This window comes from Rhizobium sp. BK275 (assembly GCF_014193555.1).
Classification (GTDB): Bacteria; Pseudomonadota; Alphaproteobacteria; order Rhizobiales; family Rhizobiaceae; genus Rhizobium.
On sequence record NZ_JACHZL010000001.1, the window covers coordinates 735488 to 761579 of the forward strand.

A 26092-nucleotide genomic window follows, 5' to 3' on the forward strand; every position below is an offset into this window, starting at 1 on the left:
GACCTTCAGACTCTACTCGAGATTTCGATGAGTTTCAGGTCGTCGAGCGGATTGCCGCCGCGTCCCAAGCGACGGCAAGCAGGGCGCTATAAGGTGGGCCGACTTTTTCTTGCCACAACTAATAGTCGATGGCGTCACGAGCGATAGGGCATGTCATGCAATGCCCGCCGCCTCGCCCACGCCCAAGCTCTGCGCCCGTGATCGTGATCACCTCGATGCCTTGCTTGCGCAATAAGGTATTGGTGTAGGTATTGCGGTCGTAGGCGTAGACGACACCCGGCGAAGCGCAGACCAGATTGGCGCCGCTGTCCCATTGGGTTCGCTCGCGCATATAATCATTTCCGCCGGTCTCGACGACACGCATCGCCTTGAGTCCGAGCGCGTCGCGCACGGTCTCGACAAAGGAGCCCTTGTCCTTGTGAAGTTCGATGCCGCCATTGCCATCAGGGCGATAGGAAAAGGCTTCGATATTGTTGACGATATCGGGGTAGATCAACACGCAATCGCGGTCCGCAAAGGTGAAGACCGTGTCGAGATGCATGGCAGCGCGCAGTTTTGGCATGGCCGCGACGATGACGCGCTCGGCGGCGCCTTTCTCAAACAGCGCTGCCGCCACCTGGCTGATCGCCTGTCGCGACGTGCGCTCGCTCATGCCGATGAGGACGTTACCCCTACCGATCGGCATGACATCGCCGCCTTCTATCGTCGCAAGGCCCCAGTCCTTCGTTGGGTCGCCCCACCATACGTTGACCTTGCCGGCGAAATCCGGATGAAACCTGTAGATGGAGGTGGTGAGGATCGTCTCCTCGTGACGCGCCGGCCAGTAGAGTGCGTTCAATGTTACGCCGCCGTAGATCCAGCAGGTGGTGTCTCGGGTATAGAGCGTATTCGGCAGCGGCGGCAGCAGATATTCGTTGACGCCGGCTGCATCGCGGATCAACGCCAGTTGCTCGCCCCCGATGGCTTCCGGAAATTCAAACGTCGACAGGCCGCCGATCAGCGTTTCGGCCAGATCCCGGTCGGAAAGCCCTTCCAGATAGGATCGAACTTCATTCAGAAGACCGAGACCAATCTGGTTGGCGACGACCTGGTTGTCCAGTATCCACTTCTTGGCCTCGGGGATCGCAACCGTCTCGGCAAGCAGATTATGCATCTCCACCACGTCGATACCGCGGTCGCGCATTTTGGTTATAAAGTCAAAGTGGTCGCGCTTGGCATTATCGACCCAAAGAACATCGTCGAAGAGAAGCGCGTCGCAATTTGTCGGCGTCAGACGCTGATGGGCACGGCCGGGCGCGCAAACCATGACTTTTCGCAATTGGCCGACTTCGGAATGCACGCCAAATGTGATTTCCTGTGTCATCGATCTACTCCCTATGTCATCAAGGCGTGATGGTGCCGCTGAGCAGGCCGTAAAATCCTACGAGTCCCGCAATCACGGTGACGGCGAAAACGATGAGTTCGATGCTGGTGAAAAGCGTCAGTTTCTGCTCGCGCCGCGCCCAGACGTAAAGGATGGTGCCCGGCACGAACAAAACGCTGACGAGCAGAACGTATTTGAGCCCGGCGGCGACGAACATGATGATCGTGTAAATGACGGCGATCCAGGCAAAGACCTGGTCGCGGCCGCGCTCCCCGGGTGTCTCCTCGTAGCCTTCGCCGCGGCGCGCGAGCAAAACGCCATAGCCTGCGACCAAAAGGTAGGGCAGAAGGGCCGTCACGCTGGTCATGTCGAGCATGAAGTTGAAAGCGTCGCGAGACCAGTAGGTCGAGATGACGAACAACGAGACGACGATATTCGTCAGCCACAACGCGTTGGCCGGTACCCTATTGCTGTTTTGCGCCGCAAAAAGCCTCGGCATGTCCGCCGATTTGGCAGCGGCAAACAGCACTTCGGCGCAGATCAGCGACCATGCGAGATAGGCGCCAAGGACCGAAACCAGCACGCCGATCGAAATGAATACCGCGCCCCAATGGCCGACGACCACTCCGAGGACGCCGGCAAGCGAAGGATTTTGGACTCCCGCGATCGTTGAGCGCGTCATCGCAGCATAGGGAAGCAAGGTGATCGCCACCATCAAACCGGTCACTCCGATGAAGCCCAGAATGGTCGCGGTACCGACATCGGCGCGGGTCTTGGCGAAGCGGGAATAGACGCTCGCTCCTTCGATCCCGATGAAGACGAAGACGGTAATGAGCATCGTGTCACGAACCTGCGCGACCAAAGATTTTTCCGGCATATCCACGCCGCCGAAGAAATTGGCGGAAAACTGCGCGTAATTGAACGCGAAGGCCATAACCAGGATGGCGACGATGATCGGGACGATCTTGGCAATTGTCACGATCACATTGATGAATGCGGCTTGCTCGACGCCGCGCAGGATCATGAAATGGAAGGCCCATATCCCCAGGAGGGAAACGACAATGGCGATGATGGTGCTTCCGTCGCCAAAGATCGAAGGGAAGAACAGACCGAGCGTGGAGCCGATCAGGACCCAGTAAAAAACGTTGCCAAGGCAGCTGCCAAGCCAGTACCCGAAGGCGGAAAGGAAGCCCATATAATTTCCAAAGCCCTCTTTGGCATAGGCAAAAACACCAGAATCGATTTCCGGTTTTTTCTCCGCCAGGGCCTGAAACACGCGTGCAAGCATGTACATGCCAGTGCCGGCTATCAACCATGCTATGATCGCACCGAACGGACCGGTCGCCGTCCCGAAACGGCCGGGAAGATTGAATATGCCAGCGCCGACCATCGAACCGACGACCATCCCGGTCAGTGCGAAGAGGGATAATTTTTGCGTGGAAGCCGAAGCCATAATGCCCTCTCAGGAAGGTTGTTCGGACTTTTCGAAGATGTCATGCAGCAGGAATGTGCGTTTTAACCCACACTATAAAGTGCTTCCGTTCCGGCCGTGATCGCACAGAATCTCAGAACTATGCTTTGCGTCTAAAAGTGACGAAATTCACGAAGTTAGCGAACAAGGCGTTAAGGTGCGCGTTGACGGCAGCGACTTGAGAAGCAGAAGACTGGTCGGCGTGAAGCCGGAAGGTTGGGGAAGCGCCGGTGGCGCGACATTTTCGCACAAATACGGCAACGGCACGGATCTGCGGTATGACTTGGCTAGACGGAGATTCGACCGGTTGCGAGTGCGTAAATGGCAATCAGCGCGCCTATCGCCACAACGATGAACACCGGCGTTTCGGTCATCTTAAACACAGGACGCTTCTGCTCACGGCGCGCCATGAAGAACAGAATGGAACCGGGTCCGTAGATGGCGGCGGAAAGCAGGAGATGGGTGCCCCCTGCTGCGGCGATAAGGAAGGAAGTGTAGATGAGTGCCATTGCCGAACACACGAATTCGCGTCGTCGGCTTGCGGAATCCCGTTCGTAGGTCTCGCCGGTCAAAACAAGCTTGAAAGAATAGGCGGAGACGAGGAAATAGGGGATCAGAATCATCGAGCTGGTCAGTTCGATAGCGAGGTGAAGCGCATATTGCGCAAACAGCGACAGGATCAGGAAGACCTGCACCACGATGTTGGTCAACCACAGCGCATTTGACGGCACGCCGGCGCTGTTTTCACGCCTCAGAAATTCAGGCATCGTCCCATATCTCGAAGCGGAAAACAGAATTTCCGCAGCAAGCAGAACCCAGGAGAGATAGGCCCCGCCGACCGAGATCATTAGCCCGGCGCTGACAAACAGGGTGCCCCAGGGGCCGACGACCGCCGACAGCACGCCTGCCATCGACGGATTGCGCAAATTCGCAAGATCGGCACGTGGCATGACGCCGTAGGAAAGGATCGTCACCAGGACGAGCAGACAAAGCACGCCCGCAAAACCCAGCAATGTCGCAATTCCGACATCAGAGCGATTGCGGGCATAGCGAGAGTAGACGCTTGCGCCTTCAATGCCGACGAAAACGAATACCGTCACCAGCATCGTCGCGCGCACCTGCCCTGCGATGGCGCTGAACGTGACTGTCTCACCTCCCCAAAAATTGAGCGCGAACATGTCGGATTGAAAACCGTAAATGACAAATACGATGAAAAGGATGATCGGGATAATTTTGGCGTAGGTGACGATCGTATTGATCGATGCCGCGCCACGTATACCACGCAAGATCAGGGCGTGAACGATCCACAGCAGCACCGAGGAGGTGGCGATGGCCAAAATGGTATTTCCATCGCCGAAGATCGGGAAGAACAGGCCAAGCGTCGACTTAATCAGCACAAAGTAGGAAACATTGCCAAGCAGCGCTGCGGACCAGTAACCGAGCGCGGACAGGAACCCCAGATAGTTGCCGAAACCCGCTTTCGCATAGGCGTAGATGCCGGCGTCCAAGTCTGGTTTGCGTTCTGACAACGTCTGGAAGACGAACGCGAGCATCAACATGCCGAGACCGGCGATCATCCAGGCGATCGTTGCGCCGAATGGGCCTGTCGCGCGTCCGAAAGCTTGTGGAAGCGAAAAGATACCAGCGCCGACCATCGACCCCACGGACATCGCCGTCAGGGTCCACATCGAAAATTTGCCTTCGGAAGAGGAGCTCATGACAGACAATCCAGGTAGGCCTATTCTCCACGGCACGAACGGCCGTCCATCAACTTACATTACCTGATCCTCGACGCCCCGGTGATGGCATGGAATCTCATGCCTATGCTCTCCGTCCACCAAGCAGGCCGACTTCAGATCTGTTGGCATGGCGGCTGCAGATGCCCCTTCCGAGCCAGATCGCGCCGTCTGAAGGCGAGAAACCGGCGCTGCGACAGCAGGCAAATTCGACGGAACCGAATACGTTATAGGGCGATAGTAAAGCTGTCCCTGCCCGGCTAGATTGTGCTTTATAGTCGGTTATGCTAATAGACGATCCGAAATCCGGCGTGCCCGAAATCCGGCGTGAGTGTCGTAAGAACGGCCGAACATCCAGTTGAATGCAAATTTTGGTTGGAGACCTTCGATGTCGAATTCCGCTTTTCAAAGCGCAGCTCGGTCTGCGCGCGTATCATGACAGTTTGCCAGATAGGGACGCAGCAGACAGCCTTTCACTCAGCGCGACTTGCGGCTGGAAGGAATGCGACGGAAAAACGCGCACTCGGACCGATTAACACGCCGCAGTCGTCAAATCTCTCTTCCTTTGAATTCGTAACGAGCGACGTACCGAGGATCCGCCAGTTCGAGGCGTGGCGCACGAATTTCGCCCCGATCGTTGATCTCGGTTCCACGCATGACATGAGGAGGGGGTTCTTCGGCCAGCAGCTCACCTGGGACCTCGGCTGCTTCGTGTTTTCGCATGTCACGACGGATCCCCTGCAGTTCAGGAGCATAACACGTCACCACCGCTGGGAGCCGCTCGACCATTTCATCCTATCGGTTTTGCGTGCCGGAGAGGCGTATACGGAAACCCCCACAGGGACATTCCGTGGCACTGTCGGAGTCACGCAGGTCCACGCAATGGGTCGCAGTTTCCATGGCAGTCTGACGGCGAGTGAGATACTCATGTTGTTCGTCCCGCGGGATTTTTGCCCCCAAGTGACCCGGACCCTGGGTGCTGCGGAATTCACAACATTGGAAGGCGGCATGGCGCGGTTATTCCATGACTATATGGTGGGGCTCGCCAACCAGCTCCCGTTTGTCCAACAGGCCGATCTTCCCGCCTTGGTCGAGGCAACGCGAGCGATGGTACTCGCGTGCGCCTCTCCATCGGCCGACAACGTCCAGACGGCAAGTCATCCGATTGCAGTAACACTACTCGACCGTGCGCAAAAGATCATACAATCGAGGCTGTTCGACCCGACCCTGGGACCTGAGACGCTCGAACGAGAATTGGGAATTTCGCGCTCGCGTCTTTATCGCATGTTTGAGGCTTTTGGCGGCGTTAAGCACTATATCCAACATAGGCGTCTGCTCGATGCACACGCAGCTTTGGCGAATCCGAGCGATCAACGCCGCATACTCGATTTGGCAGAGCAACGCTGCTTCAGTGACGGCACGGAATTCAGTCGCGCCTTCAAGCGGGAATTCGGCTATAGCCCGACGGACGTGCGGATCGGAAGAAGAAGCAATTTTCCTTGCCGACAGTCTCCGGGCCTTGAGGAAAGCGATCCCGCAAGCCGGCTTGGAACAATGCTGCGCAGGCTGCACGGCTGAACCGCTGGCGCCGCCCGAGAGATGACGCGGATGGCGATCGGGATAGGGTTCTAGCGCGAGGATCTTGGCGGCAGACTGCACCCGGCGGCCGATCTCCTCCTCGGCCCTGCCGCGCAGCTTCAGGGAAAACCCATATTCTCCGCCGCCGTCAGATGCGGATAGAGCGCATAGCTCCGGAACCCCATGGCAGTGTCCCGCACCTTCGACGCTCACGCGCTAGTAGCGCGTTTTGCACCAGCACACTTCAGGTTCCATCAAACGCAGCTTTCATGGAATCGCTCGTCTAGGCGCCGGTCAATGCTGTTTCACAGCTCGGCTTTGATGAGGCTTCACATTCGACGCTTGTTTCGAATAAAAACGGCAGGCTAGTCTCGCCGTTTCATGAGAGGCAATTACCTTGCAACTTCGCCATCAGATCCTTGCCCTTGCGGTTCTTCCACTTATGCTCGCGATCACCCTGATCACGGCCTTCACGACATGGCAGTCCTCGAATCTGGCCCAGAGCAGCATCGAGGCTTTCGAACGCAACATGCTGAAGGCCAAAGAGAGCGAGCTTCTCAACCTGACAAACCTTGCTCTGTCGGCGATCAAGGATGTCTACGACGCTGCGGGATCGGACGACGAGCAGGCAAAGGAACAGGTCAGGCAGATATTGACGTCCCTTGACTACGGGCAAGACGGGTATTTCTTCGTTTACGACTACGACGGCAATAACGTCGTTCATCCGCGCCAATCATTCAGGCCGGGCCGCAACTGGCTGGACCTCACCGATCCTGACGGTGACCAGGTGATTGCGAACCTGATCTCCAAGGCGAAAGAAGGCGGAGGCCTTCACCAATATAAATGGGAGAAGCCTTCAAGCGGATCGATGGCCGACAAGCTGTCCTTTGCGGCCGGCCTCGACAAATGGCGTTGGATGATCGGTACCGGCGTTTATCTCGATGATGTCTTTGCCCAGACCGCTGCCGCCAAGGCGGATCTAAAGCAGAGCATCAGGCACACCTTTGTCGTCGTGACATTGATCGCCATTCCGTCGGTTCTGCTTGTCTTTGTAACTTGCATGGGCATTACCCTTCATGAGCGCCGCATGGCCGATGGCAAACAGAAACTGCTGACGCAACGCATTATCGATACGCAGGAGGAGGAACGAGCGAGACTCGCGCGGGAACTGCACGATGGCGTGTCGCAAAACCTGGTCGGCGTCCGCTATGCCTTCGATCTCGCCTCTCGCAAGGTCAGAGCAAATACCGCCGACGCCGTTGCGGCGATCGATCGGGGGATCGACGCATTGAATGGAGCGATCAAGGAAGTCAGGGACCTGTCGCATGAATTGCGCCCACGTATTCTCGACGATCTCGGACTGACCGCCGCATTGACGTCGCTTGGCAATCGTTTTCAAGAGCGGACGGGCATCACCGTATCGGTGGAATCCTCAAGCCCCGACACGCTTAAACCCGAAGCCAATACGGCGCTCTACCGGATAGCGCAGGAGGCGCTCGCAAATGTTGAACGACATGCCGAAGCCTCTCAGGTCTCAATCAGGATCTGGAGTACGAAAGCCCGTGTACGCATGTTGATCGCGGATAATGGGATTGGGTTCGCCAGAAAACCAGCGAATGAAAGCCAGACCTACTCGGGTGGGCTCGGGCTTAGAAACATGCAGGAACGAATGGCGCATTTTCGGGGCATTTTGATCGTTCAGACCAATGAGCATGGTACGGCACTGACCGCCATGTTTCCCAAATCGGCCAATGCGACAACGCCAGCGAAAGCAGCATGAAGAGAAAGGGAGACATTTCCGTCATTCTTGTCGACAATCACCCGCTCGTTCTCGAGGGGCTGCGCGCAGTGCTGGAGACCTACGAGCACATAAAAGTCGTCGGCACCGCCGAAGCTGTTCAAGCCGGCCTGGACATATCAACGCGACAATCCCCGGACATCGTCCTGCTGGACATCAACATGCCGCAGATCAGCGGCATCGATGCAATAGAGCTCTTCAAGGGCGCTGCCCCGTCGACCAAGGTCCTCATGCTGTCGATGCATGACAGCCGCGAATATATATCCGCATCGGTCCTCAAAGGCGCCTCGGGCTATATCCTCAAAGACGTCCCCAATGAAGAGATTGTCCGAGCGATCGAAACAGTAGCCGCCGGCGGCACCTATTTTTCTACCGGGGTTTCGGAGGTGCTTCTCCAGCAAAGGCGGAAGCAGGACAACGATCCGTTGCCGATCACTGCACGCGAGCGCGAAATCCTGACGCATCTTGCCATGGGGCGCAGCAACCGGGACATAGCCGGACTGCTCAATCTGTCGGTCGCGACCATCGAAACGCATCGCAAGACCATCAAGCGCAAACTAGGGGTTTCAACCACAGCCGACCTGACGCGCATCGCGATCGAGCATGGTCTGACATCGGCGGGCTGAGCGTTCTACCCACTACTGGGTAGAGGCCCTCAATTGACCGCTCTCTCATATTGCGTCGGTTGAAAGCAGTCCGTACCTGTGTTCGCCGACCGCTGCCTGCGGCTTCGGGAGGACATCATGGCTGGATTTTTGGCGCTATCGCGGGCGGTAGACGCGATCAATACCTTTTTCGGGAAAGCTGTTTCCTGGCTTCTGCTGCTGGCAGTGCTGATCAGCGCCATCAACGCGACGACACGCAAGCTCTTCAATGTGAGTTCCAACGCGTGGCTGGAAGCGCAGTGGTACCTGTTCTCCGCCGCATTCCTGGTTGCGGCCGCGTGGACTTTGATGAGCAACGAGCATGTTAAGGTGGATCTGGTCTATGGGCGCCTTTCCCGCCGGGTCCAGCTCTGGATCGAAGTCCTCGGCACAATCCTCTTTCTGTTCCCGTTTTGCCTTATCACCATCTACCTCTCCTGGCCGACGGTGATCGAGAAGTTTTCGACCGGGGAAATATCCAACAACACCGGCGGGCTCATCCTCTGGCCGGTCTGGGCGATGATTCCGCTTGGTTTCGGGCTGCTCGCACTTCAGGGCGTCTCCGAACTCATCAAGCGGATTGCGATCCTTCGTGGCGACTTGCCCGACGCCATCGCGATCGCAGACACCGAAGCGCAGACCCTCTAAGGCCAGGATCCCGATCATGTTTGAATTTTTCGCGGAAAACCTCGCGCCGATCATGTTCCTGTCGCTGATCGTCGTACTCCTGCTCGGCTATCCCGTGGCCTTCGCCCTCGCCTTCGTCGGGTTCATCTTCGGCTTCGTGGGCATCGAGATGAGGCTTTTGCCCGTCAACCTCTTCGGTGCCATCCCCGATCGCATTTTCGGCCAGATGTCGAACGAGACGCTGTTGGCTATCCCGTTCTTCACCTTCATGGGACTGATCCTGGAACGAAGCGGCATGGCCGAGGATCTGCTCGACACGATCGGGCAGCTGTTTGGCCCGGTTCGCGGCGGTCTTGCCTTCGCGGTCATTTTCGTCGGTGCAATCCTGGCTGCGACGACCGGCGTCGTGGCGGCATCGGTCATCTCGATGGGCCTGATCTCGCTGCCGATCATGCTGCGCTACGGGTATGACCGGCGCGTGGCCGCCGGCACGATCGCGGCCTCAGGCACCTTGGCACAGATCATTCCGCCAAGCCTTGTGCTCATCATCCTCGCCGACCAGCTCGGCCGTTCTGTCGGCGACATGTACAAGGGTGCGCTCGTTCCGGGCCTGCTGCTCGTTGCCGCCTACGCTCTCTACATCATCACGATGTCGATCCTGCGCCCGCCGAGTGTACCGGCGCTGCCGGCCGCTGCGCGCACGCTCAAGGGCTGGAGGCTCCTGCAGCGCGTCATCATCTCGCTCGTGCCGCCGCTGGTCCTGATCTTTCTCGTTCTCGGCACCATCTTCATCGGCCTTGCGACGCCGACGGAAGGCGGCGCGATGGGTGCGGTTGGTGCTCTGGCACTCGCTGCCATCAACCGCCGTCTCGATCTGGCGATGGTCAAGTCGGCGCTCTATGCGACGGCGAAGCTCTCTTCCTTCGTGATCTTCATTCTTCTTGGCGCCCGCGTCTTCTCTTTGACCTTCTATGGCGTCAACGGCCATGTCTGGGTGGAACATCTGATGACGTCTATCCCGGGCGGCGAAGTCGGCTTCCTGATTGTCGCCAACCTGCTCGTCTTCTTCCTGGCCTTCTTTCTCGACTATTTCGAGCTCGCCTTCATCATCATTCCGCTACTGGCACCGGTCGCCGATAGCCTCGGCATCGACCTGATCTGGTTCGGTGTCATGCTGGCGATCAACATGCAGACCTCGTTCATGCACCCGCCCTTCGGCTTCTCGCTGTTCTACCTTCGGTCGGTCGCGCCAACCCGTGCTTACAAGGACCGGATGACCGGCGAAACGATCCAGCCGGTTACATCGGGCCAAATCTACATGGGCGCCCTGCCTTATCTCGGCATCCAGTTAGCCATGGTGATCATCGTCATCGCCTTCCCGCAACTTGTGACGCACTACAAGTCGGGCCGTGTAGCCGTCGATCCGTCGACGATCGAGTTGAACGTGCCGATGCCTGGCGAGGATGGAGCCAATCCCTTCGGCACACCAGCCGCTCCCTTCGGAGCCGAGCCATCAGAGAGTGAGCCCCCGCCACCGGCCTTCGACGCGCCGGCACCCGATTTCGGATCGCCGACGCCAAGCTTCGGCGCTCCGGAACAGAATGGATCTAATCCCTAACGTTCACAGGGAAAAAACTGAGATCGCTGCCGCACTCCATGCGGCAGGATTAACCTACAGAGGAGGACAATCATGACGAAAGACATGGGCCGTAGAGGCTTCTTGACGAAAGGCGCGCTGGCGGGCGCTGCCACCGTTGCAGGCGCTTCGCTTGCCGCTCCCGCATTCGCCCAGAGCACGCCGACGCTTCGCTGGCGCCTGACATCAGGCTTCCCGAACAACCTCGACACGATCTACGGCGGTGCGGTGGTCATGGCCGATGCACTGAACAAGATCACCGAGGGCAAGTTCCAGATCCAGGTCTTCCAGGCAGGTGAACTTGTGCCCGGCGCCCAGGCGATCGATGCGGTCAAGTCGAATACGGTCGAGCTTGCCCATACCTGCGGCTATTATTTCACCGGCAAGGATCCGACATTCGCGATCGGTTCCACCATCCCCTTCGGCCTGAACGGTCGCCAGCAGAACGCCTGGCTCTATCATGGCGGCGGCAACGAAGCTTACAATGAATTCTTGTCGGACTATGGCGTGGTCGGCATTCCGGGCGGCGCCACAGGTGCCCAGATGGGCGGCTGGTTCCGCGAAGAGATCAAGTCGGTCGCGGATCTCAAGGGTGTCAAGATGCGGATCGCAGGCGTTGCCGGCGAAGTCATGTCGCGCCTTGGCGTCGTCCCGCAGCAACTTCCGGGTGGCGATATCTACCCCGCGCTTGAGCGCGGCACGATCGACGCCGCCGAGTGGATTGGTCCTTACGATGACGAGAAGCTCGGCTTCTACCAGATCGCTCAGAACTATTACTACCCGGCCTACTGGGAAGGCGGCCTGACGATCCATTTCTTCATCAACAAGTCACAATACGAAGGCCTGCCAGACACCTACAAGGCAGCGCTCGACACGGCTTGCAAGGCCGCGAACGTCAATATGCAGGCGCTCTACGACGTCAAGAATACGGCTGCTATCCGTTCGCTCGTCGGCAAGGGCGTCAAGCTGCGTCCCCTGCCCCGCGACGTCATGGACGCCGCTTACAAGGCCTCCTTCGAGCTCTACGGCGAGTACGGCCAGAAGCATCCGGCCTGGGCAAAGATCTATCCGGGCTGGAAAAAGTTTCGCGACGAGAGTTTCGAATGGTTCCGTGTCGCTGAATATAGCTACGACAGCTACATGTACGCCGCTCAGGCGGCCAAGAAATGATCTGCCGTGGAGCCGGGCTCGCCCGGCTCTCCCTTCGAGCGGTTCATTGCTTATGGGAATCTGGCTGGGATTCCCATATGTGACGATCCCGTCCTCTGGCAGCAACGATCTGCGCCTCAAGGTCGGCTATGTTGGCCGCCTTCGCGGCGTGGACCCCATTGCCGAAGCATGTGCGACGAAGTCGATCTCCGGCGCTCCTCGATGTTGCAATCCTGTACATGTTGTTGAACTCTTCGCCGCCGCATCCGATCTGCGGCGGTTTATGCCGCCGTACCCTCTGTTGTCGATGAGCACGATCTGACCGGTAGACTGAAGCTTCTCCGTAACCACTCGGCTTTCCACGAACCGGCTTTCGCCATGGCCATAGTCTAACGGAACGGCCATTGTACTTTAAGTACCTTGATCCTCAGCTCCTTCATGTTCGAGTTCCAACAAACGGTTTCTGCTCGACCGCAGCAGACTTTCCGTCCGAAGGGCTTGCAAGGGAACTGACATCGATCCAATCGCCTGCTTTTTATGGTTACCTCATCATACCAGTTGACATGTCAATGAGCATCCTGCAAGAAAGGCTCCAGCTTACAAGAGGAGGACGTAATGCTGACGCTTTCTGCAAAATTGAAGTCTTCATGCATGGCCGCCATCGCGCTCGCGGCCATCGCGGTTACCCCCGCCAAAGCCGAAGACATCACGCTCTGGACGCTGAACTTCGACAACAATGCCGCCAACGTGGCGCTGAAGAAGGTTGCCAGTGACTTTGAAGCGGCAAACCCCGGAACCCATATCGAAATCGTCCAGCGCGCCGTCGACGAGCACAAGACGGCGCTGCGCGTGGCTGCCGGCTCCAACCGCGGACCGGATATCTATTTCAGCTGGGCGGGCCTTGGCCTCGGCGGCGAATATGTGAAGGCCGGCCTGTCGCTGCCGCTCGACAAGTACTACACCGAATACAAATGGAACGACGAGCTGCTTCCCTCGGCAGCCGCCTTTGCCGACCTCTATGCGGGTGGCAAGCACGGCACGCCTTTCACCTTCAAGGGTGAAGCCGTCTATTACAACAAGAAGCTCTTCCAGCAGGCCGGCATCACCGAAGAGCCAAAGACCTATGAGGAGCTTCTGGCGGCGGCTGAAAAACTGAAGGCAGCCGGCATTCCGGGCTTCACCTTCGGCGGCACCGTCAACTGGCACGTCATGCGTTTGATGGACGTGATCCTCGAAACCAAGTGCGGTGCGGAAAGGCACGACCAGCTGAAGCTGATGAAGCTCGATTGGTCGAAGGAGCCCTGCGCTACCGACAGTTTCGCCGAATTCGCCAAGTGGACGAAGGACTATACGCTGCAGCCCTTCATGGGCATCGACAACAAGCAGTCTTATAGCCTCTTCACGGCGGGCCGCGCGGCCATGATGTTGGAAGGCGACTGGCTGGTTGGCCAGCTCTCCGGCAGCGGCGCCAACCTCGACGATTACGGGATCTTCCCCTTCCCGACCAATACCAACCGCCTCTATGGTTTTGCCGAGTACAATTACATCAGCACCAAGACCAAGAACCCGGACATGGCTGCGAAATTCATTGACTATTTCCTGTCGACGAAGGTGCAGCAGGATCTCGTCGGCCAGATCAGCTCGATCTCGGTCAATAAGAACGTCCAGTACACCAACCAGAAGCCTCTGGAAGCCGAATGGCTGGATATCTTCAAGACCTACAGCAAGATCTACATGAATGGCGACCAGGCCTTCCCGCTTGACGTGACGACGGAATATTTCCGCGTCATCAACGATGTCGCCTCTGGCAGCATTGAGCCGGCCGCAGCAGCCAAGCAGATGCAGGCCTTCATCGCCGGCAGAACCTAACTCCTCCCGAGACGCCGGCTGATCGACACTCATGTCGGTCGGCTGGCGCCCGCCTTTGCAAGACCGAAAGGGGCAACGCCCTGCCCGGAGGTGAGCATGTCATTGCGCCAAACAACTCATGATCCCCGCGTGCAGGCCTTCATCCTGCTCGTCCCGGCTCTGGCCATCTACGCGATCTTCGCGCTCTACCCGATGCTGAATGTGGTCGTCATCAGCTTCCAGAAATGGAACGGGCTCGACCCGCAGCGCCCCTTCGTCGGCTTTGCGAATTATACGGCAATCTTCACGCGCGACCCGGTCTTCTGGGTCGCCTTCAAGAACACCGTGATCTGGACGTTGATGAGCCTGATCTTCCCGCCGCTGGTCGGGCTGCTCTTGGCGCTCAGCCTCAACCAGAAGATTTTTGGCCGCAACAGCCTGCGCGCCATCTTCTACCTGCCCGTCATCATCGCGCCGATCGCCGTCGCCACGATGTGGAAGTGGATGTACGATCCGTTCTTCGGCCTGTTCAGCCAGATGCTGACCTCCTGGGGCATGCAGACCTGGATCAAGGACTGGCTCGGCAACAAGGACATCGCGCTCTATTCCGTCTTCATCGCCTATCTCTGGCAGACTGTCGGCTTCTCGATGGTGCTCTTCCTGGCAGGCCTCCAGAACGTCTCGCAGACGCTGGTCGAGGCCGCCCGCATCGACGGCGCCGGCCGTTGGGCCGTGTTCAAGCATGTCACCCTGCCGGCGCTGCGCCCGACGATCACTATCGTGCTGGTGCTTTCGATCATCTCGTCGCTGAAAGCCTTCGATATCGTCTACGGTCTGACCGGCGGCGGACCCGCGCAGTCGACGCAGATGCTGGCGCTCTGGGCCTTCACCCAGGCGATGCAGATCTTCGATTTCGGCCGCGGTGCGGCGATCTCCGTCGTCCTGCTCCTGATTACCATGGCGATCGTTATTCCCTACCTGCGCTGGACGCAAAAGCATGAGGAGGTCGAATCGTGACAGCTCTCGGAGCCGCAGCCGATGATCTCGACATCGATATGAAGCCCCTTCGCCTGAAGCGCGATCCCATCCTCATCGGCTTGTGGATCGCCCTCATCCTTGTCGCGCTGATCTGGGTGGCACCCTTCGTCTTCATCGTCTTTACCTCGCTGAAGACACCGGCTGCAGTCACCAGCACTGGCGCCTTCATGCCGCCGACGGACCTCGCCTTCCAGAACTATGCAGACGCCTGGAGCCGCGGCAATTTCGCCAGCTCCTTCTTCAACAGCGTGATCATCACCGTGATCAAGGTGCCGCTCGGCCTCGCGCTGTCGGCAATGGCGGCTTACGCGCTTGCCAAGATCAAGCTGAGAATCAGCAAGGCGCTGCTGCTGCTCGTGGTCTTCGGCACGATGATCCCCTTCCAGGTGATGCTCGCACCGCTCTTCACGCTGGTGAATTCCTTCGGGCTGATCGACACCTATCCGGGCGTCATCCTGCCCTATATCGCCTTCGGCGTTCCCTATCAGGTCTTCATCCTGCATGGCTTCTTCAAGGGCATTCCGAAGGAGCTGTCGGAGGCGGCCCTCATCGATGGCGCGACGCATTTCACCATCTTCCGGCGGATCTTCCTGCCCGTCTGCCTGCCGGTTCTCGCCGCTTTGCTGATCCTCGACTTCGTCTCCACCTGGAACGAATTCGCCATGGCGCTCGTCCTTCTGCAGGACCAGCATATGTGGACCCTGCCGCTCGGCCTCATGTCGTTCCAGGGGCAGTTTTCCAGCAATTACGGCCAGCTCAACGCCGCGATCGTCATGACGGTCCTGCCGGCGACGATCGTCTATCTCATGTTCCAGCGCTACTTCGTGTCCGGACTGACCTCCGGAGCCGTCAAGGGCTGATACCGAAATCTTGTTCTTCGAGGAGAGACATATGTCCGATGCAGCAGTCGAAAAATGGGGCGTGTTCGAAGCGGGTTTCGCCGGCCCGTCCGAAGGCAATCCCTATCTCGACGTGGCATTCGATGCCGTGTTCACGCATAAGAGCCGCGAGGTCCGCGTGCCGGGCTTTTATGACGGCAACGGCACCTATCGCATCCGCTTCATGCCCGACACGGAGGGTCAATGGTCCTTCAGGACACGCTCGAAGACGGCGGCCCTCGACGGCAAGACGGGCTCGTTTGTGGCAACCGCGCCTTCCGCCGGCAATCACGGTCCGGTGCGCGTGCGCAACAAGTTCCATTTCGGCTATGCCGACGGCACGCCCTTCTTCTCCTTCGGCACGACATGTTACGCTTGGACGCATCAGCCGCTGGAGATGCAGAAGCAGACGCTGGAGACGCTGAAGAAGACGCGGTTCAACAAGATCCGCATGGGCGTCTTCCCGAAGGACTATCCCTATAATACCAATGAGCCGCTGCATGCCTGCTTCGAAACGGGCGCCGACGGCAGGCTCGATTTCGATCGTCCGAACCCTGCCCTCTTTCAGCATTTCGACCGGCAGGTGGCAGCCCTTTGCGCGCTTGGCATCGAGGCCGACATCATCATTTTCCACCCCTATGACCGCTGGGGCTATGCCGACATGTCGGCCGAGCAGGATTTCCGTTATGTCGCCTATCTTGCAGCACGGCTTTCCGCCTACCGGAACGTCTGGTGGTCGCTCGCCAACGAATATGACTTCCTGATCGATACAAAGCCGATGGAACAATGGGACCGCTACTTCCACATCCTGGAGGAAAACGATCCCTACCAGCACCTGCGCTCGATCCATAATGGCGACGTAACGGCGAATTTCGACCATCGCAAGCCCTGGGTGACGCATACCTGCATCCAGAACCCCGACGTCAAGCGCACGCAGGAATGGCGCAACGCCTACGGCAAGCCGGTCGTCAACGACGAGCCGGAATATGAAGGCGACATCGTGCAGTCCTGGGGCAATCTCTCCGCACAGGAGCTCGTGCACCGCTATTGGATCACCATGGCGCGCGGCGGGTATGCCGGCCACGGCGAGACCTATTCGCATCCTGACGATCTGATCTGGTGGGCGAAGGGCGGTGAGTTGCGCGGCGAGGCCTGGAAGCGCATCGGCTTCCTGCGCGACCTGCTCGAGGCCGACGTCAAGTACGGGCTGGAGCCGCTCGGCGTAATCGGCGAATGGCCTTGGTCGCGCGTCTCGGGCGCGCGAGACGGCGACGGCGATTTCCGGCTGATCTATCTCGGCGAACATCAGCCGGTCATCTGGTCATCAGGCCTGCCGCTCGACGGCACCGATTACGACGTCGATATCATCGACACCTGGGAGATGACGATCACGCCGGCCGAAAAGATTGCAGCCCCTGTTCCGCATCCCACCCGTCATGGCGCGATCGTGCGCGGCGGCAAGCCGGACGCGGCCTTCGGCGTCAAGCTTCCCCGCAAGCCGCATCAAGCGCTGCGCGTGCGCAGAAAGCGCTAAGGATAGAAGGAGTCCCCATGTCCGGGTTGAGCATCAATAAAGTCAAGAAATCCTTCGGTTCGGTCGACATCATCCACGGTATCGATGTCGAGATCGCCGATGGCGAGTTCGTCATCCTTGTCGGACCGTCGGGCTGCGGCAAGTCCACGCTGTTGCGTATGATTGCCGGCCTCGAGGAAATCAGCGCCGGCAAGATCAGCATCGACGGGCGCGTCGTCAACAATCTGCAGCCGAAGGATCGTGATATCGCCATGGTCTTTCAGAACTACGCGCTTTATCCGCAGATGACGGTCGCCCAGAACATGGGCTTTGCGCTGGAACTGGCCGGCGCCAGGCGGCCGGAGATCGACAGGAAAGTCTCCGAAGCTGCCGCCATCCTCGGCCTGCAGCCGCTGCTGGAGCGCAAGCCGGCGCAGCTTTCGGGCGGCCAGCGCCAGCGCGTCGCGATGGGCCGCGCCATCGTCCGCGATCCGAAGGTCTTCCTCTTCGACGAGCCGCTGTCGAACCTCGACGCCAAACTCCGCGTCAAGATGCGAGCGGAGATCAAGGCGCTGCATCAACGCCTGAAGACGACGATCGTCTATGTCACGCACGACCAGATCGAAGCCATGACCATGGCCGACAAGATCGTCGTGCTGCAGGGCGGCCGGGTCGAGCAGATCGGCAGCCCGCTCGAACTCTACGACCGGCCGCGCAATATCTTCGTCGCGGGCTTCCTCGGCTCGCCGGCGATGAATTTCCTGGAGGGCACGGTCGAGACTGACGGCAGCCCGAGTCTCGCACTTCCCGGCGGCGCCCGTATCAAACTCTCGCAAGCGCCAGAAAATTCCGCTGGCAAGCCGCTGACGCTCGGCATCCGTCCCGAGGATATTTCGCTTGGTGGCGATGAGGGCATCGAAGCGATCGTGAAGGTCATCGAGCCGACCGGTTCGGAAACCCATGTCGCCGTCGAGGTCGAGGGCAAGGAACTCACCTGGGTCGTGCGCGAGCGCGTGAACCTTGTTCCGGAGCAACGCGTCAAGCTGTCCTTTGCGACTCCCAAGGTGCATTTCTTCGACCGACAGACGCAGAGCAGGCTCGACGCCTGAGCGACTACATAAACAGATAGGCCGGGCGGCCTGACACCGCCCGGCTCTTTTCACGGTGGTGGTCCGCCCCGGTCAGGTCACCGTACTGAGTGTTCGCGCAATCGCATTGCGCCATCCGACAATTCTCGCCTGCCGGTCGACCTCCGTCATGTCAGGCTGAAAGCTGCGGTCACGCGCCCAGGCGCGGGCAAACTCGCTTTGACCCGGCCAGACACCCGCCTGCGATCCTGCAAGCCAGGCCGCACCGAGCGCCGTCGTCTCCAGCGTCGCGGCCCGATCGACAGGGCTGGAGAGAATGTTGGCGAGATGCTGCATGGTCCATTCGGAAGCCGACATGCCGCCATCGACGCGCAGGACGGTTTCGATCGGATGGTCGCCCCAATCGCTCCGCATCGCCACCAGAAGGTCGAGCGTCTGGTAGGCAACCGATTCCAGTACGGCGCGCGCCAGTTCCGCCGGGCCGCTGTTGCGCGTCAGGCCGAAGATCGCGCCGCGTGCCTCCGGATCCCAATAGGGAGCGCCGAGGCCGGTAAAGGCGGGCACGACATAGACCCGTTGCTGTGGATCGGCTTTGTCAGCCAATGCCCCGGTTTCCGACGCCTTTTCGATGATGCCGAGGCCGTCGCGCAGCCATTGCACCGCCGCCCCCGCGATGAAGATCGACCCCTCCAGCGCATAGGTCGTCTTGCCGTTCAGGCGATAGGCAATGGTGGTCAAAAGCCGGTTCTTCGACCGCACCATATCATCCCCGGTGTTCAAGAGCGCGAAACAACCGGTGCCGTAGGTCGATTTCATCATGCCCGGCTCGAAACAGGCATTGCCGATCGTTGCCGCCTGCTGATCGCCGGCAACACCAAGGATGGGAATGGCCGCGCCGAGGATGTCGGGATCGACCAAACCGAAAGTGGCGGCACTGTCCTTGACCTCAGGCAGCAGGCTACGCGGGATGCGCAGGATCTCGAGAAGCTCGTCGTCCCAGCAGTTCTCGGCGATATTATAGAGCAGGGTTCGCGAGGCGTTGGTCGCATCGGTGACATGCGCCTGCCCACCGGTCAGCTTGTAGATGATCCAGCTGTCGATGGTGCCGAAACAGACCTCGCCGGCCTCCGCCCGGGTGCGCAGCCCTTCGACGTTGTCGAGCAGCCAGCGCAGCTTCGTGCCGGAAAAATAGGGATCGAGGAGCAGGCCGGTCTTGGCGGTAAAAAGCTTTTCGTAGCCATCGACTTTCAGCCGGTCGCACATTTCCGCCGTGCGCCGGTCCTGCCAGACGATCGCCTTGTAGAGCGGCCGGCCGGTGGCTCTTTCCCAGACGACGGCAGTTTCGCGCTGGTTGGTGATACCAACAGCGGCAATTGCACCGGGCGCCACGCCGCTCCTTGCCAGCGCATCGCGCGCGGTCGAAAGCACCGTGTCCCAGATTTCGGCCGCATCATGCTCCACCCAGCCGGTCTGCGGGAAATACTGGGTGATCTCCGTCTGGGCCGACGATGCGATCCGCATCTGGGGGTCGAAGAGAATTGCCCGCGACGATGTCGTGCCCTGGTCGATGGCAAGGATATGGCCACTCATGGCATCTCTTTCCTGCGCAGCAGCCGTCGTTCCGTCGGGACGACGGCTTGTCCTCGTTTTGTATTTGGAAGTGGTGTCGACCTTCCCGGCAGCGTGCCGGGAAGGTCTGATGGCAGCCGGGCCTAGACCCGGTCAAACAGCCTATTTCTTGGCTTCAGCCCAGCTCTTGACGAGCTCGTCATAGTTGACGGTGACGGGCTTTTCCTTCTCGTTCTCGATCTTCAGCTGCGGAGCGAGGTTGCCCTTCTTCACCGCATCCGCGTTCCAGTAAGCGAGATCATGTTCCTCGGCGAGTTTCGGACCGATGTCGCCCTGGACCTTGGCGCGTTCGAGGCGCTGCAGCACCTTTTCCTGCTCGGAGCAAAGCGAGTCCATTGCTCCCTGCGCGGTCTTTGCACCCGACGAAGCGTCACCGATCGCCTGCCACCAGAGCTGCGCGAGCTTCGGATAGTCGGGAACGTTCGTACCGGTCGGCGACCACTGCAGGCGGGCCGGCGAACGGTAGAACTCGATCAGGCCGCCGAGCTTCGGCGCACGATCGGTGAAAGACTTGTGGTCCAGCGTCGACTGGCGGATGAAGGTCAGGCCCATGTGGCTCTTCTTCACGTCGACAGTCTTTGACGTGACGAACTGGGCATAGAGCCAGGCCGCCTTGGCACGATCGTCAGGCGTGGACTTCATCAGCGTCCAGGAACCGGCATCCTGATAGCCGAGCTTCATGCCGTCCTTCCAGTAGACGCCATGCGGGCTCGGTGCGAAACGCCATTTCGGCGTGCCGTCCGCATTGACGACCGGCAGGCCTTCCTTGACGAAGTCGGCGGTGAAGGCCGTGTAGGTGAACATCTGCTGGGCGATTTCGCCCTGCGAGGGGACCGGGCCGGATTCGGAGAAGGTCATGCCTTGAGCGGCGGCCGGTGCATAGGCCTTCATCCAGTCCAGATATTTCTGGATGGAATAGACCGCTGCGGGGCCGTTGGTATCGCCGCCACGCGCGACGCAGGAGCCGACGGGCCGCGAGTTTTCATCGACCTTGATGCCCCATTCGTCGACCGGCTTGCCGTTCGGGATGCCCCTGTCGCCATTGCCGGCCATGGAGAGCCAGGCGTCGGTGAAGCGCCAGCCCAGCGACGGGTCCTTCTTGCCGTAGTCCATGTGGCCATAGACCTTCTTGCCGTCGACGTCGCGACCGGTGAAGAACTCGGCGATGTCCTCATAGGCCGACCAGTTGACCGGCACGCCGAGATCGTAGCCGTACTTCGCCTTGAAGTCCGCCTTGTTCTTCTCGTCGTTGAACCAGTCGTAGCGGAACCAGTAAAGGTTTGCGAACTGCTGGTCGGGCAGCTGATAGAGCTTGCCGTCCGGCGCCGTGGTGAAGGACTTGCCGATGAAGTCGTCGATGTCGAGGCCAGGATTGGTGACATCCTTGCCTTCGTTGGCCATCCAGTCGGTCAGGCTGCGGGCCTGCTGATAGCGCCAATGGGTGCCGATCAGGTCCGAGTCGTTGATATAGGCGTCATAGATATTTTCGCCCGACTGCATCTGCGTCTGCAGCTTTTCAACGACGTCACCCTCGCCGATCAGGTCGTGAGTGATCTTGATGCCGGTAATCGCGGTGAAGGCCGGGGCCAGCACCTTCGATTCATATTCATGTGTGGTAATCGTTTCCGAAACCACCTTGATGTCCATGCCGGCGAAGGGCTTCGCAGCATCGACGAACCATTGCATTTCCTTTTCCTGGTCGGCGCGCGCAAGCGTCGAAACGTCGCCGATCTCCTTGTCTAGGAAGGCTTTCGCCTCATCCATGCCGGCATAAGCGGAGCCTGCCATAGCCAGCAAAATGCCTGCTGTTGTCGTTAGTAGATGCCGTCGCATAATATCCTCCCAGGGTTTGCGATTGCAGTTCTCACGTCTCAGGCGGCCAGTACCCCCGGCCTCCGTATCACCTTGGAATCACACGTAACGGAACACGCCGATGGCGTAGATCACGGAAATGCCAAGAGCCCACCACAGGTTGGGTCCGATGAGACCCAGCCATGCAAGATGAATGAATGCTGCGCCAAGCAGCGAAATGAACAGCCGGTCGCCGCGCGTCGTCTCGAAACGAAGCAAGCCAACGCGCGGCGTGCCGCCCGGCGAAAAATATTCCCAGACGCTCATGCCGATCAGCAGCATAAGGATCGTCAGGAAGAAGAGCGCCGTCGGTAGCGTCCAGGCCATCCAGGAAAAGCTCATGTCCGGTCCTCCTCAGACGCGGCCCAGGGCAAAGCCCTTGGCGATGTAGTTGCGAACGAAATAGATGACGAGGGCGCCCGGAATGATGGTCAGCACGCCGGCCGCCGCCAGCACACCCCAGTCCATGCCGGCCGCCGACACCGTGCGCGTCATGATCGCCGAGATCGGCTTTGCCGCCGTCGTCGTCAGCGTGCGGGCGAGCAGCAGCTCGACCCACGAGAACATGAAGCAGAAGAAGGCAGCGACGCCGACGCCGCTTGCAATCAGCGGCATGAAGATCTTCACGAAGAAGCGCGGGAACGAATAGCCGTCGATATAGGCGGTCTCGTCGATCTCTTTCGGCACGCCCGACATGAAACCTTCGAGGATCCAGACCGCCAGCGGCACGTTGAAGAGGCAGTGCGCCAGCGCCACGGCAATATGCGTGTCGATCAGGCCGAAAGCCGAATAGAGCTGGAAGAAGGGCAGTGCGAAGACCGCCGGCGGCGCCATGCGATTGGTCAAGAGCCAGAAGAACAGGTGCTTGTCGCCGAGGAAGCGGTAACGCGAGAAGGCATAGGCGGCCGGCAGCGCTGCGGCAACCGAGATCACCGTGTTCATCACCACGTAGATAATGGAATTGATGTAGCCATTGTACCAGGACGGGTCGGTGAAGATGACCGCATAGTTGCGCAGCGTCGGGTTTGTCGGCCACAGCGAGAAGGCGCCGGTGATCTCGGCATTCTCCTTGAAGCTCATATTGACGAGCCAGTAGATCGGCAGGATCAGGAAGACGATGTAGATTGTCGGGACGAGCCAGGAAAGGCTGCCTGCAGGTTTGTATTTGCTGGTCATGTCTGCGCCCTCCTTCAGCCGTTCGCGTCGCCGCTGGTCATCACGGTGTAGAACACCCAAGAGAGCAGCAGGATGATGAGGAAGTAGATGATCGACATGGCTGCCGCCGGACCGAGATCGAACTGGCCGACCGCCATCTTCACCAGATCGATGGAGAGGAAGGTCGTCGAGTTGCCGGGGCCGCCGCCGGTGACGACGAAGGGTTCGGTATAGATCATGAAACTGTCCATGAAGCGCAACAGCACGGCGATCAAAAGCACACGCTTCATCTTCGGCAACTGGATGTAGCGGAAGACGGACCAGCGCGAAGCGCCGTCGATCTTGGCGGCCTGATAATAGGCATCCGGGATCGAAACGAGGCCGGCATAGCAGAGCAGCACGACGAGGCTCGTCCAGTGCCAGACGTCCATGATGATGACGGTCACCCAGGCATCGACCGGATCGCGGACATAGTTGTAGTCGAGGCCGATCGCTTCCAGCGTGTGGCCGAGCAGGCCGATATCGACACGGCCGAAGACCTGCCAGATCGTGCCGACGACGTTCCACGGAATGAGCAGCGGCAACGCCATCAAGACGAGGCAGACAGGAACGCCCGGCCCGGATTTCGGCATGTTGAGCGCGATGAAGATGCCGAGCGGAATCTGCAGCGCCAGAATGATGAAGGAGAAGAGCAGGTTGCGCTGCAATGCGTCCCAGAACCGGTCGGAATGCAGGGTCTGGACGAACCAGTCGGTGCCGGCCCAGAAGAACTCGTTGTTGCCGAACGTATCCTGTACCGAATAGTTGACGACTGTCATCAGCGGGATGACGGCCGAAAACGCCACGAGCAGCAGCACCGGCAGGACCAGAAACCAGGCTTTGTTGTTCCACGTCTTCTGCATGGTCAGGCCTCCCTGCCGACGCGCCAGCTGTCGGCGTAAATGCTGATGGCCGCGGGATCAAAGCTGACTCGGGCGTCATCGGGAATTTCAGAATCCTCGGGCAAGACGATCGCAATCGGTTGGCCAGCGAAGCGGGCGCGCACGATCTTCTGCCGGCCGATATCCTCGACCTTGCTGACGGAGACCGGCATGCCTTCCCGTCCAAGACGGATGAATTCCGGGCGGATGCCAAGCTCGGTCTTCGCGGCGCGCTCGGTTTTCGGCGCGTAGTTCAGCGTCAGCGTCTGGTCTCCTACCCTGACGGTGTTGCCGTCGATCTTTGCCGGCATTACGTTCATGCCGGGCGAGCCGATGAAATAGCCGACGAAGGTGTGGCTTGGCCGCTCGAAGAGTTCGGCCGGCGTACCGATCTGGACGATCTGGCCGTCATACATGACGACAACCTTCTCGGCGAAGGTCAGTGCCTCGGTCTGGTCATGGGTGACATAGACCATGGTGAAGCCGAACTGCTTGTGCAGCCGTTTCAGCTGCGAGCGCAGCACCCATTTCATATGCGGATCGATGACGGTCAGCGGCTCGTCGAACAGGATGGCGTTGACGTCGTTGCGCACCAGACCGCGCCCAAGCGAGATCTTCTGCTTCTGGTCGGCCGTCAGCCCCTGCGCCTTGCGTCGCGCCCAGCCGGCGAGATCGATCATCTCGAGAATGTCGCGCACGCGCCGGTCGACATCCGCCTCGGCCACGCCGCGGTTGCGCAGCGGAAAGGCAAGATTGTCGTAAACCGTCATCGTGTCGTAGATGACCGGAAACTGGAAGACCTGCGCGATGTTGCGGCTCTGGGTCGAAAGGTCGGTGACATCCTTGCCGTCGAACAGGATGCGGCCGTGCGACGGCTGCAGCAGGCCCGAGATGATATTGAGCAGCGTGGTCTTGCCGCAGCCGGAGGGACCGAGAAGCGCATAGGCGCCGCCATCGTTCCACTCGTGGTCGACTTCCTTCAGCGAATAATCTTTTTCCGTCTTCGGGTTGGGACCGTAGGCGTGGCGGATATGGTCGAGCGTGATACGTGCCATTGTGCTCTCCTAAACCTTTGCGACCGTGGCGATGGCGCGCCCGTCGGTGCCGAAGGCCATCAGGTGGCGCATGTCGAGAAAGGCCTCGATGTCCATATCCGGATCGATGTCATGAATGCCATGCGCCAGCATCACCCAGCGCACGCCGTCATAGTCCAGATGAACGAAGCTCTCCGAACCGGTGATTTCGGAGACCAGCGTGCGCGCCTGCAGGCGGGCCGCATCGCCGGTCTGCGGCGTAAGGCCAAGATGGTGCGGATGAAAGGCGATGGTGACAGGCCCGTCCGGCACGGTGGAAAGATGGGCCGGAACCGGAAGCGAGCCCCCGCCTGGGCGCACAAAGACATGACCTGATTTGGTGACCTCGATGGCGTTCAGCGGCGGATCGGCAAAAATGCCGGCGGTGGCAAGATCGACAGGCCGGCGATAGACCTCGATCGTAGGCCCGAACTGCGTGACCCGGCCAGCGTTCAGCGTTGCCGTATTGCCACCGAGCAGCAGCGCCTCGGAAGGCTCGGTCGTGGCATAAACGAAGATCGCACCCGACTGGGCAAAGATCTTCGGCAGTTCCTCACGCAATTCCTCGCGCAGCTTGTAGTCGAGATTGGCAAGCGGCTCATCCATCAGCACGAGGCTGGCATTCTTGACGAGGGCGCGTGCAAGGGCAGTGCGCTGCTGCTGGCCGCCGGAGAGATTGAGCGGCGTGCGATCGAGATAAGGCGTCAGTTTCAGGAGTTCGGCCGCCTTGCGCACGTCGCGGTCGACCGTGGCGCCATCCTTGCCGGAAATGCGCATCGGCGAGGCGATGTTCTCATAGACGGTCAATGCCGGATAGTTGATGAACTGCTGGTAGACCATGGCAACGTTGCGCTTCTGCACCGGCATGCCGGTGACATCGGCGCCGTCGAAATACACAGAGCCTTCGGTCGGCCGGTCAAGCCCCGCCATCAGCCGCATCAGCGACGTCTTGCCCGACAGGGTTGGCCCGAGCAGGACATTCAGCGTGCCCCGCTCGAGAACCAGATCGGTCGGATAGATATGATAGTCCGCGCCGACCATCTTGGCGGCGTTTCGCAGCTCCAGCATTCCGATTCCCGTGCCTCCTCGCAACGGCG

The 26092-nt window shown here is 59.6% G+C and carries 22 protein-coding genes and 1 pseudogene; 12 read left to right on the plus strand and 11 right to left on the minus strand.

What is annotated here, in order from left to right; genetic code table 11:
* Positions 1-118: 118 nt before the first annotated feature.
* The 3 genes from arcA to FHT82_RS03340 all read right to left on the minus strand — a co-directional run bounded on the left by arcA (position 119) and on the right by FHT82_RS03340 (position 4552).
* On the minus strand, positions 119-1363 hold the full coding sequence (gene arcA / locus FHT82_RS03330) for an arginine deiminase (protein WP_210276650.1): 1245 nt from the start codon (positions 1361-1363) through the stop codon (positions 119-121).
* Between the two features lie 19 nt (positions 1364-1382).
* Entirely contained in the window at positions 1383-2816 is a 1434-nt protein-coding gene (locus FHT82_RS03335) for a basic amino acid/polyamine antiporter (RefSeq protein WP_183726292.1), read from the minus strand.
* A 305-nt stretch (positions 2817-3121) separates the two neighbouring features.
* Complete coding sequence (locus tag FHT82_RS03340) at positions 3122-4552, minus strand: basic amino acid/polyamine antiporter (RefSeq protein WP_183726294.1); 1431 nt, start codon at positions 4550-4552, stop codon at positions 3122-3124.
* A 393-nt stretch (positions 4553-4945) separates the two neighbouring features.
* Here FHT82_RS03340 and FHT82_RS03345 point away from each other — a divergent pair, with 393 nt between their 5' ends.
* Positions 4946-6148, plus strand: a complete 1203-nt coding sequence (locus FHT82_RS03345) for a helix-turn-helix domain-containing protein (protein WP_246698038.1) — start codon at positions 4946-4948, stop codon at positions 6146-6148.
* A gap of 9 nt (positions 6149-6157) precedes the next feature.
* On the opposite strand, the pseudogene FHT82_RS30260 reads toward FHT82_RS03345, so the two are convergent.
* Positions 6158-6351, minus strand: a pseudogene (locus FHT82_RS30260) (sugar ABC transporter ATP-binding protein); the annotation flags it as partial.
* A 194-nt stretch (positions 6352-6545) separates the two neighbouring features.
* On the opposite strand from FHT82_RS30260, the gene FHT82_RS03350 reads away from it, so the two are divergent.
* The 11 genes from FHT82_RS03350 (at position 6546) to ugpC (ending at position 18388) form a co-directional block, all read left to right on the plus strand.
* Complete coding sequence (locus FHT82_RS03350; protein WP_183726296.1) at positions 6546-7928, plus strand: cache domain-containing protein; 1383 nt, start codon at positions 6546-6548, stop codon at positions 7926-7928.
* On the plus strand, positions 7925-8572 hold the full coding sequence (locus FHT82_RS03355) for a response regulator transcription factor (RefSeq protein WP_183726298.1): 648 nt from the start codon (positions 7925-7927) through the stop codon (positions 8570-8572). Before FHT82_RS03350 ends, FHT82_RS03355 begins: the two co-directional genes overlap by 4 nt.
* 117 nt (positions 8573-8689) lie before the next feature.
* Entirely contained in the window at positions 8690-9238 is a 549-nt protein-coding gene (locus FHT82_RS03360) for a TRAP transporter small permease subunit (protein WP_183727257.1), read from the plus strand.
* A 16-nt stretch (positions 9239-9254) separates the two neighbouring features.
* Complete coding sequence (locus tag FHT82_RS03365) at positions 9255-10835, plus strand: TRAP transporter large permease subunit (RefSeq protein WP_183726300.1); 1581 nt, start codon at positions 9255-9257, stop codon at positions 10833-10835.
* Between the two features lie 72 nt (positions 10836-10907).
* Entirely contained in the window at positions 10908-12023 is a 1116-nt protein-coding gene (locus FHT82_RS03370) for a TRAP transporter substrate-binding protein (protein WP_183726301.1), read from the plus strand.
* Between the two features lie 79 nt (positions 12024-12102).
* Positions 12103-12324: a hypothetical protein gene (locus FHT82_RS30625; protein WP_183726303.1), complete on the plus strand. Its 222-nt coding sequence runs from the start codon at positions 12103-12105 to the stop codon at positions 12322-12324.
* 293 nt (positions 12325-12617) lie between these two features.
* Positions 12618-13871 (plus strand): extracellular solute-binding protein, encoded by a 1254-nt coding sequence (locus FHT82_RS03380; protein ID WP_183726305.1) that lies wholly within the window; start codon positions 12618-12620, stop codon positions 13869-13871.
* A gap of 96 nt (positions 13872-13967) precedes the next feature.
* Positions 13968-14867, plus strand: a complete 900-nt coding sequence (locus FHT82_RS03385) for a sugar ABC transporter permease (protein ID WP_183726307.1) — start codon at positions 13968-13970, stop codon at positions 14865-14867.
* Between the two features lie 38 nt (positions 14868-14905).
* Entirely contained in the window at positions 14906-15748 is an 843-nt protein-coding gene (locus FHT82_RS03390; protein ID WP_183727259.1) for a carbohydrate ABC transporter permease, read from the plus strand.
* Between the two features lie 31 nt (positions 15749-15779).
* Entirely contained in the window at positions 15780-17300 is a 1521-nt protein-coding gene (locus FHT82_RS03395) for a DUF5060 domain-containing protein (RefSeq protein WP_183726309.1), read from the plus strand.
* 17 nt (positions 17301-17317) lie between these two features.
* A complete protein-coding gene (gene ugpC / locus FHT82_RS03400) occupies positions 17318-18388 on the plus strand; it encodes a sn-glycerol-3-phosphate ABC transporter ATP-binding protein UgpC (protein ID WP_183726311.1) in 1071 nt (356 codons plus the stop codon).
* Between the two features lie 72 nt (positions 18389-18460).
* On the opposite strand, the gene glpK is transcribed toward ugpC, so the two are convergent.
* The 7 genes from glpK to FHT82_RS03435 all read right to left on the minus strand — a co-directional run bounded on the left by glpK (position 18461) and on the right by FHT82_RS03435 (position 26063).
* On the minus strand, positions 18461-19957 hold the full coding sequence (gene glpK / locus FHT82_RS03405; protein ID WP_183726313.1) for a glycerol kinase GlpK: 1497 nt from the start codon (positions 19955-19957) through the stop codon (positions 18461-18463).
* Positions 19958-20098: 141 nt separating this feature from the next.
* Entirely contained in the window at positions 20099-21829 is a 1731-nt protein-coding gene (locus FHT82_RS03410) for an ABC transporter substrate-binding protein (protein WP_183726315.1), read from the minus strand.
* 78 nt (positions 21830-21907) lie between these two features.
* Entirely contained in the window at positions 21908-22189 is a 282-nt protein-coding gene (locus FHT82_RS03415; protein WP_183726316.1) for a DUF2160 domain-containing protein, read from the minus strand.
* Between the two features lie 12 nt (positions 22190-22201).
* A complete protein-coding gene (locus FHT82_RS03420) occupies positions 22202-23023 on the minus strand; it encodes a carbohydrate ABC transporter permease (RefSeq protein ID WP_183726318.1) in 822 nt (273 codons plus the stop codon).
* 14 nt (positions 23024-23037) lie between these two features.
* On the minus strand, positions 23038-23904 hold the full coding sequence (locus FHT82_RS03425) for a sugar ABC transporter permease (protein WP_183726319.1): 867 nt from the start codon (positions 23902-23904) through the stop codon (positions 23038-23040).
* A 2-nt stretch (positions 23905-23906) separates the two neighbouring features.
* Positions 23907-24977 carry an ABC transporter ATP-binding protein gene (locus FHT82_RS03430; RefSeq protein ID WP_183726322.1) on the minus strand — a complete coding sequence of 357 codons (1071 nt, stop codon included), beginning with the start codon at positions 24975-24977 and terminating at the stop codon, positions 23907-23909.
* A 9-nt stretch (positions 24978-24986) separates the two neighbouring features.
* Complete coding sequence (locus FHT82_RS03435) at positions 24987-26063, minus strand: ABC transporter ATP-binding protein (protein ID WP_183726323.1); 1077 nt, start codon at positions 26061-26063, stop codon at positions 24987-24989.
* Positions 26064-26092: the final 29 nt, after the last annotated feature.

Coding starts and splice junctions, on each gene's coding strand:
- arcA (WP_210276650.1), bottom strand. CDS start 1,363: ATGACACAGGAAATCACATTTGGCGTGCATTCCGAAGTCGGCCAATTG.
- FHT82_RS03335 (WP_183726292.1), bottom strand. CDS start 2,816: ATGGCTTCGGCTTCCACGCAAAAATTATCCCTCTTCGCACTGACCGGG.
- FHT82_RS03340 (WP_183726294.1), bottom strand. CDS start 4,552: ATGAGCTCCTCTTCCGAAGGCAAATTTTCGATGTGGACCCTGACGGCG.
- FHT82_RS03355 (WP_183726298.1), top strand. CDS start 7,925: ATGAAGAGAAAGGGAGACATTTCCGTCATTCTTGTCGACAATCACCCG.
- FHT82_RS03360 (WP_183727257.1), top strand. CDS start 8,690: ATGGCTGGATTTTTGGCGCTATCGCGGGCGGTAGACGCGATCAATACC.
- FHT82_RS03365 (WP_183726300.1), top strand. CDS start 9,255: ATGTTTGAATTTTTCGCGGAAAACCTCGCGCCGATCATGTTCCTGTCG.
- FHT82_RS03370 (WP_183726301.1), top strand. CDS start 10,908: ATGACGAAAGACATGGGCCGTAGAGGCTTCTTGACGAAAGGCGCGCTG.
- FHT82_RS03380 (WP_183726305.1), top strand. CDS start 12,618: ATGCTGACGCTTTCTGCAAAATTGAAGTCTTCATGCATGGCCGCCATC.
- FHT82_RS03385 (WP_183726307.1), top strand. CDS start 13,968: ATGTCATTGCGCCAAACAACTCATGATCCCCGCGTGCAGGCCTTCATC.
- FHT82_RS03390 (WP_183727259.1), top strand. CDS start 14,906: ATGAAGCCCCTTCGCCTGAAGCGCGATCCCATCCTCATCGGCTTGTGG.
- FHT82_RS03395 (WP_183726309.1), top strand. CDS start 15,780: ATGTCCGATGCAGCAGTCGAAAAATGGGGCGTGTTCGAAGCGGGTTTC.
- ugpC (WP_183726311.1), top strand. CDS start 17,318: ATGTCCGGGTTGAGCATCAATAAAGTCAAGAAATCCTTCGGTTCGGTC.
- glpK (WP_183726313.1), bottom strand. CDS start 19,957: ATGAGTGGCCATATCCTTGCCATCGACCAGGGCACGACATCGTCGCGG.
- FHT82_RS03410 (WP_183726315.1), bottom strand. CDS start 21,829: ATGCGACGGCATCTACTAACGACAACAGCAGGCATTTTGCTGGCTATG.
- FHT82_RS03415 (WP_183726316.1), bottom strand. CDS start 22,189: ATGAGCTTTTCCTGGATGGCCTGGACGCTACCGACGGCGCTCTTCTTC.
- FHT82_RS03420 (WP_183726318.1), bottom strand. CDS start 23,023: ATGACCAGCAAATACAAACCTGCAGGCAGCCTTTCCTGGCTCGTCCCG.
- FHT82_RS03425 (WP_183726319.1), bottom strand. CDS start 23,904: ATGCAGAAGACGTGGAACAACAAAGCCTGGTTTCTGGTCCTGCCGGTG.
- FHT82_RS03430 (WP_183726322.1), bottom strand. CDS start 24,977: ATGGCACGTATCACGCTCGACCATATCCGCCACGCCTACGGTCCCAAC.
- FHT82_RS03435 (WP_183726323.1), bottom strand. CDS start 26,063: ATGCTGGAGCTGCGAAACGCCGCCAAGATGGTCGGCGCGGACTATCAT.